General features: G+C 69.8%; 17 protein-coding genes. 9 read left to right on the top strand and 8 right to left on the bottom strand.

Features of this window, described 5'->3' with window-relative positions; genetic code table 11:
- The first annotated feature begins 19 nt into the window (after positions 1–19).
- From ACGFZQ_RS26535 to ACGFZQ_RS26555, 5 genes are all read left to right on the top strand, one after another.
- Complete coding sequence (locus ACGFZQ_RS26535; protein ID WP_351747036.1) at positions 20–1,042, top strand: LacI family DNA-binding transcriptional regulator; 1,023 nt, start codon at positions 20–22, stop codon at positions 1,040–1,042.
- A 286-nt stretch (positions 1,043–1,328) separates the two neighbouring features.
- Positions 1,329–2,483 (top strand): S1C family serine protease, encoded by a 1,155-nt coding sequence (locus ACGFZQ_RS26540; protein ID WP_393842395.1) that lies wholly within the window; start codon positions 1,329–1,331, stop codon positions 2,481–2,483.
- A gap of 41 nt (positions 2,484–2,524) precedes the next feature.
- Complete coding sequence (locus ACGFZQ_RS26545; protein WP_393842396.1) at positions 2,525–2,752, top strand: hypothetical protein; 228 nt, start codon at positions 2,525–2,527, stop codon at positions 2,750–2,752.
- Between the two features lie 118 nt (positions 2,753–2,870).
- On the top strand, positions 2,871–3,605 hold the full coding sequence (locus tag ACGFZQ_RS26550) for a response regulator transcription factor (protein WP_393842397.1): 735 nt from the start codon (positions 2,871–2,873) through the stop codon (positions 3,603–3,605).
- Complete coding sequence (locus ACGFZQ_RS26555) at positions 3,602–5,029, top strand: ATP-binding protein (RefSeq protein ID WP_393842398.1); 1,428 nt, start codon at positions 3,602–3,604, stop codon at positions 5,027–5,029. The genes ACGFZQ_RS26550 and ACGFZQ_RS26555 overlap by 4 nt, the downstream gene beginning before the upstream one ends.
- Here ACGFZQ_RS26555 and ACGFZQ_RS26560 read toward each other — a convergent pair.
- From ACGFZQ_RS26560 to ACGFZQ_RS26575, 4 genes are all read right to left on the bottom strand, one after another.
- Positions 5,004–5,363 (bottom strand): hypothetical protein, encoded by a 360-nt coding sequence (locus ACGFZQ_RS26560; RefSeq protein ID WP_393842399.1) that lies wholly within the window; start codon positions 5,361–5,363, stop codon positions 5,004–5,006. The genes ACGFZQ_RS26555 and ACGFZQ_RS26560 overlap by 26 nt on opposite strands.
- Positions 5,360–5,716 (bottom strand): DUF6247 family protein, encoded by a 357-nt coding sequence (locus ACGFZQ_RS26565; RefSeq protein WP_393842400.1) that lies wholly within the window; start codon positions 5,714–5,716, stop codon positions 5,360–5,362. Before ACGFZQ_RS26565 ends, ACGFZQ_RS26560 begins: the two co-directional genes overlap by 4 nt.
- A 136-nt stretch (positions 5,717–5,852) precedes the next feature.
- Positions 5,853–6,074, bottom strand: coding sequence for a DUF397 domain-containing protein (locus ACGFZQ_RS26570; protein ID WP_393842401.1), 222 nt, complete (start codon positions 6,072–6,074; stop codon positions 5,853–5,855).
- Positions 6,071–6,580, bottom strand: a complete 510-nt coding sequence (locus ACGFZQ_RS26575) for a DUF5753 domain-containing protein (RefSeq protein ID WP_393842456.1) — start codon at positions 6,578–6,580, stop codon at positions 6,071–6,073. The genes ACGFZQ_RS26570 and ACGFZQ_RS26575 overlap by 4 nt, the downstream gene beginning before the upstream one ends.
- Between ACGFZQ_RS26575 and ACGFZQ_RS26580 the strand changes: the two genes are divergently transcribed.
- Positions 6,479–6,748: a hypothetical protein gene (locus ACGFZQ_RS26580; RefSeq protein ID WP_393842457.1), complete on the top strand. Its 270-nt coding sequence runs from the start codon at positions 6,479–6,481 to the stop codon at positions 6,746–6,748. The genes ACGFZQ_RS26575 and ACGFZQ_RS26580 overlap by 102 nt on opposite strands.
- Before the next feature lie 17 nt (positions 6,749–6,765).
- On the opposite strand, the gene ACGFZQ_RS26585 is transcribed toward ACGFZQ_RS26580, so the two are convergent.
- Together ACGFZQ_RS26585 and ACGFZQ_RS26590 are read right to left on the bottom strand one after the other, a co-directional pair.
- Positions 6,766–7,164, bottom strand: a complete 399-nt coding sequence (locus ACGFZQ_RS26585; RefSeq protein WP_393842402.1) for a hypothetical protein — start codon at positions 7,162–7,164, stop codon at positions 6,766–6,768.
- Complete coding sequence (locus ACGFZQ_RS26590) at positions 7,161–7,448, bottom strand: hypothetical protein (RefSeq protein ID WP_393842403.1); 288 nt, start codon at positions 7,446–7,448, stop codon at positions 7,161–7,163. Before ACGFZQ_RS26590 ends, ACGFZQ_RS26585 begins: the two co-directional genes overlap by 4 nt.
- Before the next feature lie 196 nt (positions 7,449–7,644).
- On the opposite strand from ACGFZQ_RS26590, the gene ACGFZQ_RS26595 reads away from it, so the two are divergent.
- From ACGFZQ_RS26595 to ACGFZQ_RS26605, 3 genes are all read left to right on the top strand, one after another.
- A complete protein-coding gene (locus ACGFZQ_RS26595) occupies positions 7,645–8,370 on the top strand; it encodes a PH domain-containing protein (protein ID WP_393842404.1) in 726 nt (241 codons plus the stop codon).
- Between the two features lie 50 nt (positions 8,371–8,420).
- On the top strand, positions 8,421–9,020 hold the full coding sequence (locus ACGFZQ_RS26600) for a PH domain-containing protein (protein ID WP_393842405.1): 600 nt from the start codon (positions 8,421–8,423) through the stop codon (positions 9,018–9,020).
- A gap of 76 nt (positions 9,021–9,096) precedes the next feature.
- The gene (locus ACGFZQ_RS26605) at positions 9,097–9,822 is read left to right on the top strand and encodes a response regulator transcription factor (protein ID WP_393842406.1); all 726 of its coding nucleotides are present in this window, start codon (positions 9,097–9,099) and stop codon (positions 9,820–9,822) included.
- Here ACGFZQ_RS26605 and ACGFZQ_RS26610 read toward each other — a convergent pair.
- Together ACGFZQ_RS26610 and ACGFZQ_RS26615 are read right to left on the bottom strand one after the other, a co-directional pair.
- Positions 9,812–11,599, bottom strand: a complete 1,788-nt coding sequence (locus ACGFZQ_RS26610; protein WP_393842407.1) for an ABC transporter ATP-binding protein — start codon at positions 11,597–11,599, stop codon at positions 9,812–9,814. The two genes, ACGFZQ_RS26605 and ACGFZQ_RS26610, sit on opposite strands and share 11 nt — an antisense overlap.
- Positions 11,600–12,089: 490 nt before the next feature.
- Positions 12,090–12,251 carry a hypothetical protein gene (locus ACGFZQ_RS26615; RefSeq protein ID WP_393842408.1) on the bottom strand — a complete coding sequence of 54 codons (162 nt, stop codon included), beginning with the start codon at positions 12,249–12,251 and terminating at the stop codon, positions 12,090–12,092.
- Between the last annotated feature and the right edge of the window lie 50 nt (positions 12,252–12,301).

A 12,301-nucleotide genomic window follows, 5' to 3' on the forward strand; every position in this document is an offset into this window, starting at 1 on the left:
ATCCGCGTAGACTCCGCGCGTGGCCAAGGTGACTCGGGATGATGTGGCGCGGCTGGCGGGGACTTCGACCGCCGTGGTCAGTTATGTCATCAACAACGGACCCCGGCCGGTCGCACCGGCCACGCGCGAGCGTGTCCTCGCCGCGATCAAGGAACTGGGGTACCGGCCCGACCGGGTCGCCCAGGCGATGGCATCCCGGCGCACGGACCTCATAGGCCTGATCATCCCGGACGCCCGTCAGCCGTTCTTCGGCGAGCTGGCGCACGCGGTGGAGCAGGCCGCGTCGGAGCGCGGGAAGATGGCGCTGGTCGGCAACACCGACTACGTCGCCGAGCGCGAGGTCCACTATCTGCGCGCGTTCCTCGGGATGCGGGTGTCGGGCCTCATCCTCGTCTCCCACGCGCTGAACGACCAGGCCGCCGCGGAGATCGAGGCCTGGGACGCCCGGGTGGTGCTGCTGCACGAGCACCCGGAGGCGATCGACGACGTCGCGGTGGTGACCGACGACCTGGGCGGCGCCCAGCTGGCCGTACGGCATCTGCTGGAGCACGGCTACGAGTACGTGGCCTGTATGGGCGGCACCGCCGAGACCCCGGCCGTCGGCGACCCGGTCTCCGACCACGTCGAGGGCTGGAAGCGGGCCATGAACGAGGCGGGCCTGACCACGGAGGGCCGGCTGTTCGAGGCACCGTACAACCGGTACGACGCGTACCGGGTGGCCCTGGAGGTGCTGGCCGGCCCCGACCGGCCGCCGGCGTTCTTCTGCTCCACCGACGACCAGGCGATCGGCCTGCTGCGGGCGGCCCGCGAGCTGCGCATCGACGTGCCGGGGGAGCTGGCGGTGGCCGGCTTCGACGACATCAAGGAGGCGGCGCTGGCGGACCCGCCGCTGACCACGATCGCCTCGGACCGCCCGGCGATGGCACGGGCGGCGGTGGACCTGGTCCTCGACGACGGGGTGCGGGTGGCGGGGTCGCGGAGGGAGCGCCTGAAGACGTTTCCTTCGCGGCTGGTGGTGCGGGGTTCGTGCGGGTGCGGGTAATTCGTCGGCTGCGGGTGCGTCGTGGTTGCTCGCGCAGTTCCCCGCGCCCCTAAAGGGGCGTTCACCGTGACGCCCTGCTTTAAGGGGCGCGGGGAACTGCGCGAACGGCCCCCACCGGGCCGCAGCCGCAGAACCCCGCAAGACCCACAGGAAACCCTTCATGAACGGTTCATGAGAACCCTGCCCGACCTGCGAGAAGGTTCCTTATATCGGGCAAACGCGCTTCTCGCGGCGTTCTCAGCGGGCCCTCAGGTAGCTCTCATGGTCACGGGACAAGCTACTTGTCATGACCGAGAGCCTCCGCCGCAGCGGCGAGTACGAGAACCCCCAGGGTCCCCAGGGTGACGCCTACCAGGGCGCGTACCCCCAGCAGCAGCACGCCTCCACCCCCGTGAACCCGGAGTGGCCGCCTCCGCCGGCCCACCAGCCGGTGCAGCAGCCGCTGCAGCAGGCCGCCCCGCAGGTCACCATGGAGCCGGAGACCGCGCAGCTCCCGGAGTACTCGGCGGAGCCGCCCCTGCACACGGCGGAGCACCCGGAGCACTCGGCCCACGCGAAGCAGAAGCGCACCCGGGGCCCGATAGCCCTGCTCGCCGCGGTCGCCATCGTCGCGGCGGCCGTCGGCGGCGGCACCGCGTACGCCTTCCAGGAGCTGACCGGCAAGAACGACGTCGTCTCCAGCTCCACCACCACCAGCGTGGTGCCCTCCAGCAAGAAGGGCGACGTCGCCACGATCGCCGCCGCCGTCAGCCCGAGCGTCGTCGAGATCACCGCCACCCTCAGCAACGGCACCTCCACCGGCTCCGGCGTCGTCATCAGCAGCAACGGCGAGATCGTCACCAACAACCACGTGATCTCCGGCGCCCAGTCGATCAAGGCGACGACCAGCACCGGCAAGTCCTACACCGCCGAGGTCGTCGGCACCGACAGCGCCAAGGACCTCGCCCTCGTCAAGCTCCAGGACGCGTCCGGTCTCAAGCCCGCCACCCTCGGCAACTCCGACGGCGTCCAGGTCGGCGACACGGTCGTCGCGATCGGCTCCCCCGAGGGCCTCAGCGGCACCGTCACCAGCGGCATCGTCTCCTCGCTCAACCGGGACGTGACCGTCTCCACCGACGAGGGCCAGGACCAGCAGAGCCAGGGCGGCGGCAACGGCCAGTGGCCGTTCTCCTTCGGCGGCCAGCAGTTCAACGGCGACACGGGCTCGTCGACGACGACCTACAAGGCGATCCAGACCGACGCCTCGCTGAACCCCGGCAACTCCGGCGGCGCGCTGATCGACGCCGGCGGCAACATCATCGGCATCAACTCGGCGATGTACTCGGCCAGTTCGTCCTCCTCGTCCTCCTCGGACGCGGGCAGCGTCGGCCTCGGCTTCGCCATCCCGATCAACACCGTCAAGTCCGACCTGGCCAAGCTGCGGGCGGGCTCCACCAGCTGAAGCACGGCACCACGAGCACACCGAGCGCAAGGGAGTACGTCATGATCAAGCAGGTTTCGCACCACACGAGCGGTCACAACCCGGCCGGCTTCGACCTCGCCCTCGAGGTGGCGTACGAGCTCAACGCGCCGACCGAGGCGGCGGTGGCCCCGGCCCCGCGCGCCCCGGAGATCGTGCCGGCCCCGGAGCTGATGGGGCTGCGCATGACCGCGGCCCGCCCGCACCAGCGCAAGGTGCCGCTGAGCCGTATGACGCTGGTACGCGGCTAGGGGTGTGTTCCACCCCACGAGCGTGCATACCCGACAGCCCGGAAACATGCGAGGCTGAGAGGCGTCCCACCACGAACCACCGCACCCCGATCCATCACACCCCGAGGAACCGCGAGCGATGAGCCCCGCCGAAGGCGACCGTGACCCCCAGCGCATCCTGATCGTCGACGACGAGCCGGCCGTACGCGAAGCCCTCCAGCGCAGCCTGGCCTTCGAGGGGTACGAGACCGAGGTCGCGGTCGACGGGGCGGACGCGCTGGAGAAGGCCACGGCCTACAAGCCGGACCTGATCGTCCTCGACATCCAGATGCCGCGGATGGACGGCATGACGGCCGCCCGCCGGATCCGCGGGGCCGGCGACACCACCCCGATCCTGATGCTGACGGCCCGCGACACGGTCGGCGACCGCGTCACCGGCCTCGACGCCGGGGCGGACGACTACCTGGTCAAGCCCTTCGAACTCGACGAGCTCTTCGCCCGTATCCGGGCCCTCCTGCGCCGCAGCTCCTACGCGGGCACGGTGACCGACGGGGGCGTGGAGGACGAGGCGCTCACCTTCGCCGACCTGCGCATGGACCTGGCGACCCGCGAGGTCACCCGGGCCGGCCGCCAGGTGGAGCTGACCCGCACCGAGTTCACGCTCCTGGAGATGTTCATGGCCCACCCACGCCAGGTCCTCACCCGCGAGCAGATCCTCAAGGCCGTCTGGGGCTTCGACTTCGAGCCCTCCTCCAACTCCCTCGACGTCTACGTCATGTACCTCCGCCGCAAGACCGAGGCGGGCGGCGAACCCCGCCTCGTCCACACCGTGCGCGGCGTCGGGTACGTCCTGCGCCAGGGCGGCGCGGAGTGAACAGGCTCGCCCGCCGCTTCCGCAACCTCCCGATCCGCGCCCGCCTGTCGATGCTGGTCGCGGCGGCGGTGGCGTTCGCGGTGGCGGCGGTGTCGGTGACGTGCTGGTTCATCGTGCAGGGGAAGCTGTACGACCAGCTCCGGAACGACCTGCAGAAGGAGCAGCGCGGGCCCGTGGTGTACGACATTCTCAGCCACGCCCTCACCGACTGCTCCGACACACCTCAGGACGCCAACAGCTACCGGACCAATTTCGGTCAGGCGGTCACGGTGGACGGCAGGGTCTGCCTCTTCCCCGGCTCCACGGGCAAGGTCAAGGTCACTCAGGACGACAAGAACATCATCAAGTCCGGGGACACCGACACGCTCTACTTCCGCAACGGCACCGATGGCGACGGTAACGCCGTACGCGTGATGGTCCAGGTGTTCCCCACTGATACCGGCACCTACGTCGGTCTGGTCGCCGCCGCTCCCCTGAAGAACACCCAGGACACCCTCAAAGACCTCGCCCTGATCCTCCTGCTCGTCTCCGGCATCGGAGTCATCGGCGCCGGAGCCGCCGGCCTCGCGGTCGCCCGCGCCGGTCTCCGTCCCGTCGACGAACTCACCGAAGCCGTGGAGCACGTCGCCCGCACCGAGGACCTGAGCATCCGCATCCCCGTGGAAGAGGAGGCCGACGACGAGATCGCCCGCCTCTCGCGCTCGTTCAATTCGATGACGACGTCACTCGCGAACTCCCGAGAGCTCCAGCAACAGCTCATCGCCGACGCCGGCCACGAGCTCCGCACCCCCCTCACCTCCCTCCGCACGAACATCGAACTCCTCACCCGCAGCGAGGAGACGGGCCGCCCGATCCCCCCGGCGGACCGCAAGGCGCTGCTCGCCTCGGTGAAGGCGCAGATGACGGAGCTGGCGTCGCTGATCGGCGACCTCCAGGAGCTGTCCCGGTCGGAGGGCCAGCGCGGCGAACGCGTCCAGGTGGTGGCGTTGCAGGACACGGTCGAGGCGGCCCTGCGTCGCGCCCAGTTGCGCGGCCCGGAGCTGAAGATCACGTCGGACGTACGGCCGTGGTTCGTGCGCGCCGAGCCCTCCGCCCTGGAGCGCGCGATCGTCAACATCCTCGACAACGCGGTGAAGTTCAGCCCGGAGGGCGGCACGATCGACGTCGCCCTGGACCGCGGCGTCCTCACGGTCCGCGACCACGGCCCCGGCATCCCCGAGGACGAACTCCCCCACGTCTTCGACCGCTTCTGGCGCAGCCCGAGCGCACGGGCCCTGCCCGGCTCGGGCCTGGGCCTGTCCATCGTGGCCCGCACGGTCCAACAGGCCGGTGGTGACGTCACGTTGGCCCGCGCGAACGGCGGTGGCACGGTGGCGACGGTACGACTGCCGGGGGCGCCTACGGCTCCGCCGGAGGCGCCGTAGACGGTTGGACTCCCAGCCAGAAGACCTGTTCCACGATGATCTGGGGGTCTTCGATGCGGGGCGCAAACGAATACATGAGCCAGCCGTTCTCGTCGTCGAAGAAGAGCGCACGAGGGCCCTTCGGATCACTGGATCGGACCGGTGTGACCTGCATACCATTGGGGAGGCAGGCGTCCGTCTCGATGCCTCGGAAATAGGGGTCCTTCGCCGTGACCAATTCGGCGCGCGCGGCGAGGACAATCTCACGAACGTGATCGGGCAGTTCCTCGAAGGCGGCAAGGGCATCAAGCCGCCAGTCCATCTGCCAAGGTGGCCCCATAAGCCCGTCGGTCACTCGCCGGGCTCCAGTTTTTGCACACGGTGACGAATCTTCGACGCCTCTTCGAGAAGGGCCCTGGCTTCGGCGCCCTCGGTGGACTCGGAGGCCCGAAGTTCGAGATCGTGCACGTGCGCGTCCAGCTTGGGGTCGCGGGCAAGGGCGTACTCGCCCCACCAGAAGGCCATGAACGCCGGCACAGGGGGGAGATTGAAGGTGTCGGCGCTTGAGGAAATCGACCTTTTCCAGTGCCTGTCGAAGTCGGGGAGCAGCACGGGAGCATGCTCGGCAATGGCCGCACGCAGCGCCTTCGGCGTCCGCTCCGGCATCGGCGGGATGACCTGGTCGTTCTCCGCGGCGTGAGCGGTCATGACAGGTGCCCTCCTTCGACGCTTCAGGTCTACGACCATAGCCGCCTCGCGCTCCGTGGATCCGTCGTTCGTGTCGTGGTCACGGGATCCAGCGTGGGGGCGGAAACCCTTCGAACATCAGGGCCTCGGGCATATGTCACCCAGATGTGCGCCGACCGGCCTCTCCCTTGACCCCGGCCACGAACACGGACCAGGAAGCGGCCGAGAAGACGAGCGGGCGGGCCTCCGAGACCTTGCTGTCCCGGACGGGGACTATGCCGGGGTGGCCGTCGGCGACCTCGACGCAGTTGTTGTCTCCCCCGTCGCTGTAGCTCGACTTGCGCCACACCGCGGTGCTGAGGTCGGGGGTGCGGGTCATGGTCCGCGCTCCTCCAGTAGGTCCCTGATGAACGCGAGCGAGTCCGGCGGGGACAGTGCCAGGTCGCGGAGCCGATCGTAGGACAGTCGCTCCCGCAGGACTTCGTCCGGATCTTCGAACAACCAACCCTTGCTGTTGCCTTCCGTGTAGGCGACGGCGCCCCCCTCCCGCTGCCAGAGCAGCGTCAGCGACCCGCTCATATGATGATGCGCCCCCGCAGAGAAGGGGAGTACCTGGAGCGTCACGTTGGGCCACAGCGCGGCGGCCTCAAGATGACGCAGCTGGTCCTGCCAGGTCTCGCCCTGGGCGGCAGGACGCCGGAACGCGAACTCGTCCACGATGACGCGGACTTCGGGCTGCGGCTTCTGCCTCAGCAGGTACTGCCGACCGAGTCGCGCGGCCACCTGCTCCTCGACCGACTCGTCTCCGGCTGCCGTTGCCAGCGCCCCGGACAACACGTCACGAGCGAAGTCCTCGGTCTGGAGAACAGCGTCGAGGTGGCTCACCTCGCCTCGGGCAAGGACGTGCTCGCCGGAGCCCGAGCCGTCCTCGCTGACGAGAAAGCAGGCGAGTACGCCGTACGTTCCGCGCTGACCAGGGCGACCGAGTCCCTGGAGGACGTGATCCGCATCGCCGTCAGCCGGGGCGGGCGCCTGCTGGAGCGCGACGGATGAGATGCCGTCGGGGGGCCTCAGTTGAAACCGAGCATGCCCGGGGAGTCGATGTCGACCGTGAGGATGCCGGGTGGGTAGTCGTCCTCCTGGCCGGTCAGGATGATCGACATGCCGCCGGTCTCCAGGTGTGGTTCGGCGACGTAAAGGGCATGGCAGACATCGGTTCCGCCCCAGCCTTCGCGGTACATCGCACCGACCGTGGCCGCCGCTGCCTGGCCGAGCGGGTCGACCATGACACCCGCCAGGCGGAGGACGTCGCTGGCAGCGCCCTTCTCCTTCGCTTCGGCGTGCATGAGGCACAGCGCGGGAATGTGCAACCAGTCTCCGGGGGTGCCGGCGACGTTGTCAGCCAGCAGATGGAGAGCCCGGTGTCCTCGCATCATCGCGACGACAGCGGTCGTGTCGAGAATGATCACGCAGCCTTACCCCGCTGCGCGTGCATCTTCTCGGTCGCCATCGCGTAGATATTGGCCAGCACGTTGGGCGCCTGGTCGAACTCCTCGTCGGTCAGGGTGCAGCCCATCCGCTCCCGCAGCACCTGGCGGGTGGCCGCCACTCGTTCGGCGATCTGCTCAGCCGTGAGCTGCTGCGCCGCCAGATCTTCGACGAGCTGCCCCAAGGTCAGGCCCCGCTCCTTGGCAACCTGGGCGAGGTGATCACGGGCCTGCCGGGACACCTGGATGGTCGTGTTGTCTGCCATAAACACACCATAGTCCCGTCACGGACCCGTCGGCTCAACATCAGACGGCTTCACCCATTCGGGGCACCCCCCGACCGCGAGCCCGACCCCGGCCCCGGCACCCCCCTTCCTGGCCTGCATGGGAACCGCACAAAGAGGCGGCCTATCCTCTCCCCAGTCGCGCACCCGTTCGGTGCGCCCGGGGAGGGCACGGCGCATGGACATGGGTGGGGACACGCGGGAGTACCGGAGACGGCGCAGGCCGCCCGGGGCGCACCTCCTGCTGCTGGGGGTGCTGATGATGAACGGACTCCTCCAGACCGGCCGTCTCAGCGCCGAAGGCGACGGCGGATTCCGGTGGGCGCCGCCGGTCTTCGCGCTGCTGATGGCCGCGGCGCTGGTACGGATCGGGCTGGAGCAGTACCGGGCGTACACCAGGGTCACGACCGCCGGCATCACCAAACAGGGGCCGTTGCGCACGCGTACCTGGTCCTGGTCCGAGGTGTACGACATCCGGGTCGAGCCGGTCCCGCGCGGTTCCGGACGGATGGCTCCCCAGTGGCTCACCTACCTGTACGACTTCCAGGGGCGCCGCTTCCTGCTCCCGCACCTCGACGACTGGCAGCTCGACGACCCCTACGCCGAGGTCGCCGAGCTGTCCCTGGCCGCCGCCCCACAGCGCAGCCTCGCCTGGGAGCGGCGCCCGGACGTGGAGGAGCGGATCCTGCGGGGGGCCACCCGCCGCAAGGCGTGGCTGTGGGGGTCCTACGGCGCAGTCGCGATGATGGTCGTGATGATCGTGGTCAGCCTGGGACTGGTGCTGGCGGAGCGCCCCGACCATCCCTTCCTGCTCATGGTGGGCGTACCAGTGGCCTCGGGCGTCGTCCTCGGCGCCGTACTCCAGTGGTACTGGAGCACCGGAGTGGCGCAGGGTCCCAACTGAGGTCACAGCAGGCTGGCTCATCCTCTCCCCCGGGGGAAGGGGGGACGGCCATGGCCGAGAGCGGCGTGGAGCGGCTGTACCGTAGACGGCGCAGGCTGCCGGGGCGGTACTTCGCGGCGGCGGGCGTGATCATCGGGGTGGCGCTCGTGCGGGTCGACACGGCCGACGGCGGGCTGCGCAGATGGGGCTCTCTGGGGATCGGGCTGCTGCTCGTGACGATCCTGGTCATGGTCCCGCTGAACCAGTACCGGGCACACACCCGGGTCACGGCACACGGCATCACCGCGCAGTGGGCCCTGCGGGCACGGACCTGGGCCTGGCGGGAGGTGTACGACATCCGGGTGGAGCGTGCCGAGGGCAACGGCGCCGGGTCGACGTATCCGGAGTGGGTCGCCTACCTGTACGACTTCGAAGGCCGTCGGTTCACACTCCCTCAGCTCAACGACTGGCAGCTGGACGACCCGTACGCCGAGGTCACCGATCTCTGTCTGGCCGCCGCCCCGTACCGGGGCCTCGCCTGGGAGCGACGCCCGGACGTCGAGGAGCGGATCGTACGGCGGGTCGCGCGGCGCAAGACGTGGACCGTGGTGGCGGCCCTGGCACTGGCGGCGCTGATCATCGCGGCCGTGTTCGCCCTGGCCCCGCTGTGACCGCCCGCCCGGCAGCCGTAGCCCAGCCACATCTCCGGCCCAGGTCTCTCACAGCGCCTCGTCACACTTTTGTCAGATGGCGAGTCAACTGGCGAGGAAGATTTTGCTGGCCGACGACGACGCGGCCGTGCGGGACGGGATCGGCCGGCTGCTCAGGTTCGAGGGGTACGAGACGCTCCTCGCCGGGGACGGCAGAGTGGCCCTCGATCTCCTCGGGGCCCCGGAGTGCGAGCCGGACCTGGTGCTGATGGACGTCGAGATGCCGGAGCTGGACGGGCTGGCGGCCACCCGGCGGATCCGGGCCTCCGGATCCACCGTGCCGATTCTGATGATCACCGGGCGGAACGCGGTGGGGGACCGCATCGTCGCCCTCGACAACGGCGCGGACGGATACCTGGCCAAGCCCTTCGCGCCCGAGGAACTCCTCGCCCGGGTAAGGGCGTTGCTGCGGCGCAGTCCCCGGCGGGAGACGGTGCCGGCCCCGGCCGGGGACCGGTTCCTCGCCCATGACGACGTCTCGATGGATCTGCGGAGCCGGACCGTGCGCCGCGGGGACCGGCCGCTGGATCTGACCAGGACCGAGTACACGCTGCTGGAGTTCCTGCTGCGGCACCCGGGGCGGGTGCTCAGCCGGGAGCGGATCCTGCGGGACGTGTGGGGGTTCGAGTTCGAGCCGGCCTCCAACACGCTGGACGTCTACATCATGTACCTGCGGCGGAAACTGGAGAGCCGCGGCGAACCGCGGCTCATCCACACCGTGCGCGGGACGGGGTACACGCTCAGGAGCACTGCTACCACCTGAGGATCATCGTCTCGTCCGGGGCCGCTGCCGGTGCCGCCGCGATGGCCTCGGGGAGCGGATGGGCCAGGGCGGCGTAGGCGCCGTCGCGGGCGAGGAGTTCGGCGTGTGTGCCCGCCTCCACCAGGCGGCCGTGGTCGACGACCAGGATGCGGTCGGCGTCGGGGGCGAGGGTGAGGTCGTGCGTGATCATGATGGTCGTACGGCCCGCCATCAGCCTGCGCAGCGGGGTCACCACCTGGCGGGCGGCGATCGCGTCGAGGCCCGCCGTCGGCTCGTCCAGGACGAGGACCGGGGCGGCGCGGAGCATCGCGCGGGCGATGGCGATCCGCTGGAGCTGACCGCCGGAGAGGGCGGCCGTGCCGGGGGCGATGTGGGTGTCGTAGCCCTCGGGGAGCGCGGCGACGAAGTCGTGGGCGGCGGCGTCCCGGGCCGCCTGCTCGATCTCCGTGTCGGTCGCGCCCGGCCGTCCGCACCCGATGTTCTCGCGGACCGTGCCGTTGAGGATCAGCGTCTGCTGCGGGAGCAGGGCGACGTTCTCGCGGAGGAACTCCAGGGGTACGTCGGTGAGCGGGACGCCGTCCAGGCAGATCACGCCGGCCGAGGGGTCGTAGAAGCGGGTGAGGAGCTTGGAGAGGGTGGACTTGCCGGCGCCGCTCTTGCCGGTGACCAGGACCAGTTCGCCCGGCCCGGCCGCGAAGTCGACGTCGCGGAGGGAGGCGCGGCGGGACTCCGGGTAGCGGAAGGAGACGTTGTGGAAGCCGACCCAGCCGCGCACCGGCCAGGGGCCGACCGGCCGGGCGGGGTCGGTGACGGCGGGTTCGGCGTCCAGGATCTCGCCGATGCGCTCCGCGCCCGCGGTGGCCGCGGTGAGGGTGAGGCCGAGCTGGCCGAGGTTGCGGATCGGCGGGTAGAGGTAGCCGAGGAAGGCCGCGAAGGCGAGCAGCTGGCCGAGGGTCATCCGGTCGGCGGAGATCTCCCAGACGCCCAGGCCGATCACGGCGAGCACGCAGAGGGTCTCGACGACCTCGACGAACTGCGCGTACATCTCGCTGAGCCGGGCCCCGCGCACGCTCGCCCGCATCCAGGCGCGGGCCTCGACGTCGAGGCGCTTCTCCTCGTCCCGGCGGCGGTTGTACGCCTGGGTGAGGACGACGTTGCCGAGGGACTCCTCGACCACGGAGGTGATCGCGCCGTCGGCGACCCGCTCGTCCTGGGACGCCGTCCTGATCCGGCCGGAGAAGCGGCGGGCGGCGAACAGGAACAGCGGCGCGAGGACGAAGGTGGCCAGGGCCAGGTCCCAGCGCAGCCAGAAGGCGGCGGCCGCGTAGAAGACGGCGGAGAAGGCGGCGGCGACGGTGCCGACGACACCGGACACGACCATCTGCTCGATGGCCTCGACGTCACCGGTGAGGCGTTCCACCAGGTCGCCCTGGCGGTGCCGCTGGAAGAAGTGCGGGGGCAGGTCCTGGACGTGCCGGAAGACCTTGGCGCGCAGGCGCAGTACGAATCGTTCGGCGGTCCAGGTGGCCAGCGAGTTGCCGAGGTAGCCGACGAACGCGCCCAGTGCGGCGACCAGCAGCCAGGCGCCGGCCGGGCCCCAGAAGGCGGAGAGCGAACCGGCCTTGAGGGCGTTGTCGGTGAGGTCGGCGAAGAGCAGGATCGCGGCGGTCTCGGCGAGCGCGGACACCACCACGCAGGCGATGATCGCGCCGAGCCACCTGCGGTCGCCGCGGGTCAGCGGCCAGAAGCGGCGGAAGGCCACCCGGGCTTCTCTCATGGTCGACAACTCCCTTCAGAGGTATCGGTGGGGGGTGTACGGGGCCCGGTCCGGGCGGAGATGGCCGAGGCGGGGCCACCGGTGCGACCACGCGTAACCGGTGACCCCGCCTCACGGCGTTCGTCAGTGCTGGTCGCCGACGGGGCGCTTCGGCTCCGGCTTCTTCGGCGCGGGCTTCTTCGGGGCCGGGGCCGGCTTGCGGTGCTTCTTGACAGGGACGATCTTGTGGAAGCTCATGATCTTCTACCTCTCTGCGGTGACTTCTGTCGTGGTTCTGCAACAGTTTCTCTACTGCCCCGCTGCAACAACCTGTGAATTGATTTGAATTACGTCTGTAAATTCTTTGTCAGCGCTCGTCGCCGACCGGGCGGCGCTTCGGAGCCGGCTTCTTCGGCGCGGGCTTCTTCGGGGCCGGAGCGGGCTTGTGGGTCTTCTTGACGGGGACGATCTTGTGGAAGCTCATGGAAATTTCCTCCTCTGGGCCGGCGAGTCAGCGGTTGCCCACGGGGCGCTTGGGCTGGGACTTCTTGCAGTCCTTCTTCTTCGGCGCCGGCTTCGGGGCGGGCTTGTCGGCCTTCTTCACCGGGACGATCTTGTGGAAGCTCATGATCTTCTCCTTCGTTCTGTCGTCCGCGCCGTTCGCTTTCGACATGGAAAACATTACGTGATCCGAGAGCCGGAGAAAGCCATTTTCAGTTAGAC

The sequence above is a fragment of the Streptomyces sp. NPDC048254 genome, from assembly GCF_043201895.1.
Classification (GTDB): domain Bacteria; phylum Actinomycetota; class Actinomycetes; order Streptomycetales; family Streptomycetaceae; genus Streptomyces.

Bases quoted from the DNA above. Each gene is read 5' to 3' on its own strand.
- ACGFZQ_RS26540 (WP_393842395.1), top strand. From the start codon at position 1,329: ATGACCGAGAGCCTCCGCCGCAGCGGCGAGTACGAGAACCCCCAGGGT.
- ACGFZQ_RS26545 (WP_393842396.1), top strand. From the start codon at position 2,525: ATGATCAAGCAGGTTTCGCACCACACGAGCGGTCACAACCCGGCCGGC.
- ACGFZQ_RS26550 (WP_393842397.1), top strand. From the start codon at position 2,871: ATGAGCCCCGCCGAAGGCGACCGTGACCCCCAGCGCATCCTGATCGTC.
- ACGFZQ_RS26565 (WP_393842400.1), bottom strand. From the start codon at position 5,716: ATGACCGCTCACGCCGCGGAGAACGACCAGGTCATCCCGCCGATGCCG.
- ACGFZQ_RS26570 (WP_393842401.1), bottom strand. From the start codon at position 6,074: ATGACCCGCACCCCCGACCTCAGCACCGCGGTGTGGCGCAAGTCGAGC.
- ACGFZQ_RS26590 (WP_393842403.1), bottom strand. From the start codon at position 7,448: ATGGCAGACAACACGACCATCCAGGTGTCCCGGCAGGCCCGTGATCAC.
- ACGFZQ_RS26595 (WP_393842404.1), top strand. From the start codon at position 7,645: ATGGACATGGGTGGGGACACGCGGGAGTACCGGAGACGGCGCAGGCCG.
- ACGFZQ_RS26600 (WP_393842405.1), top strand. From the start codon at position 8,421: ATGGCCGAGAGCGGCGTGGAGCGGCTGTACCGTAGACGGCGCAGGCTG.
- ACGFZQ_RS26605 (WP_393842406.1), top strand. From the start codon at position 9,097: ATGGCGAGTCAACTGGCGAGGAAGATTTTGCTGGCCGACGACGACGCG.
- ACGFZQ_RS26610 (WP_393842407.1), bottom strand. From the start codon at position 11,599: ATGAGAGAAGCCCGGGTGGCCTTCCGCCGCTTCTGGCCGCTGACCCGC.
- ACGFZQ_RS26615 (WP_393842408.1), bottom strand. From the start codon at position 12,251: ATGTCGAAAGCGAACGGCGCGGACGACAGAACGAAGGAGAAGATCATG.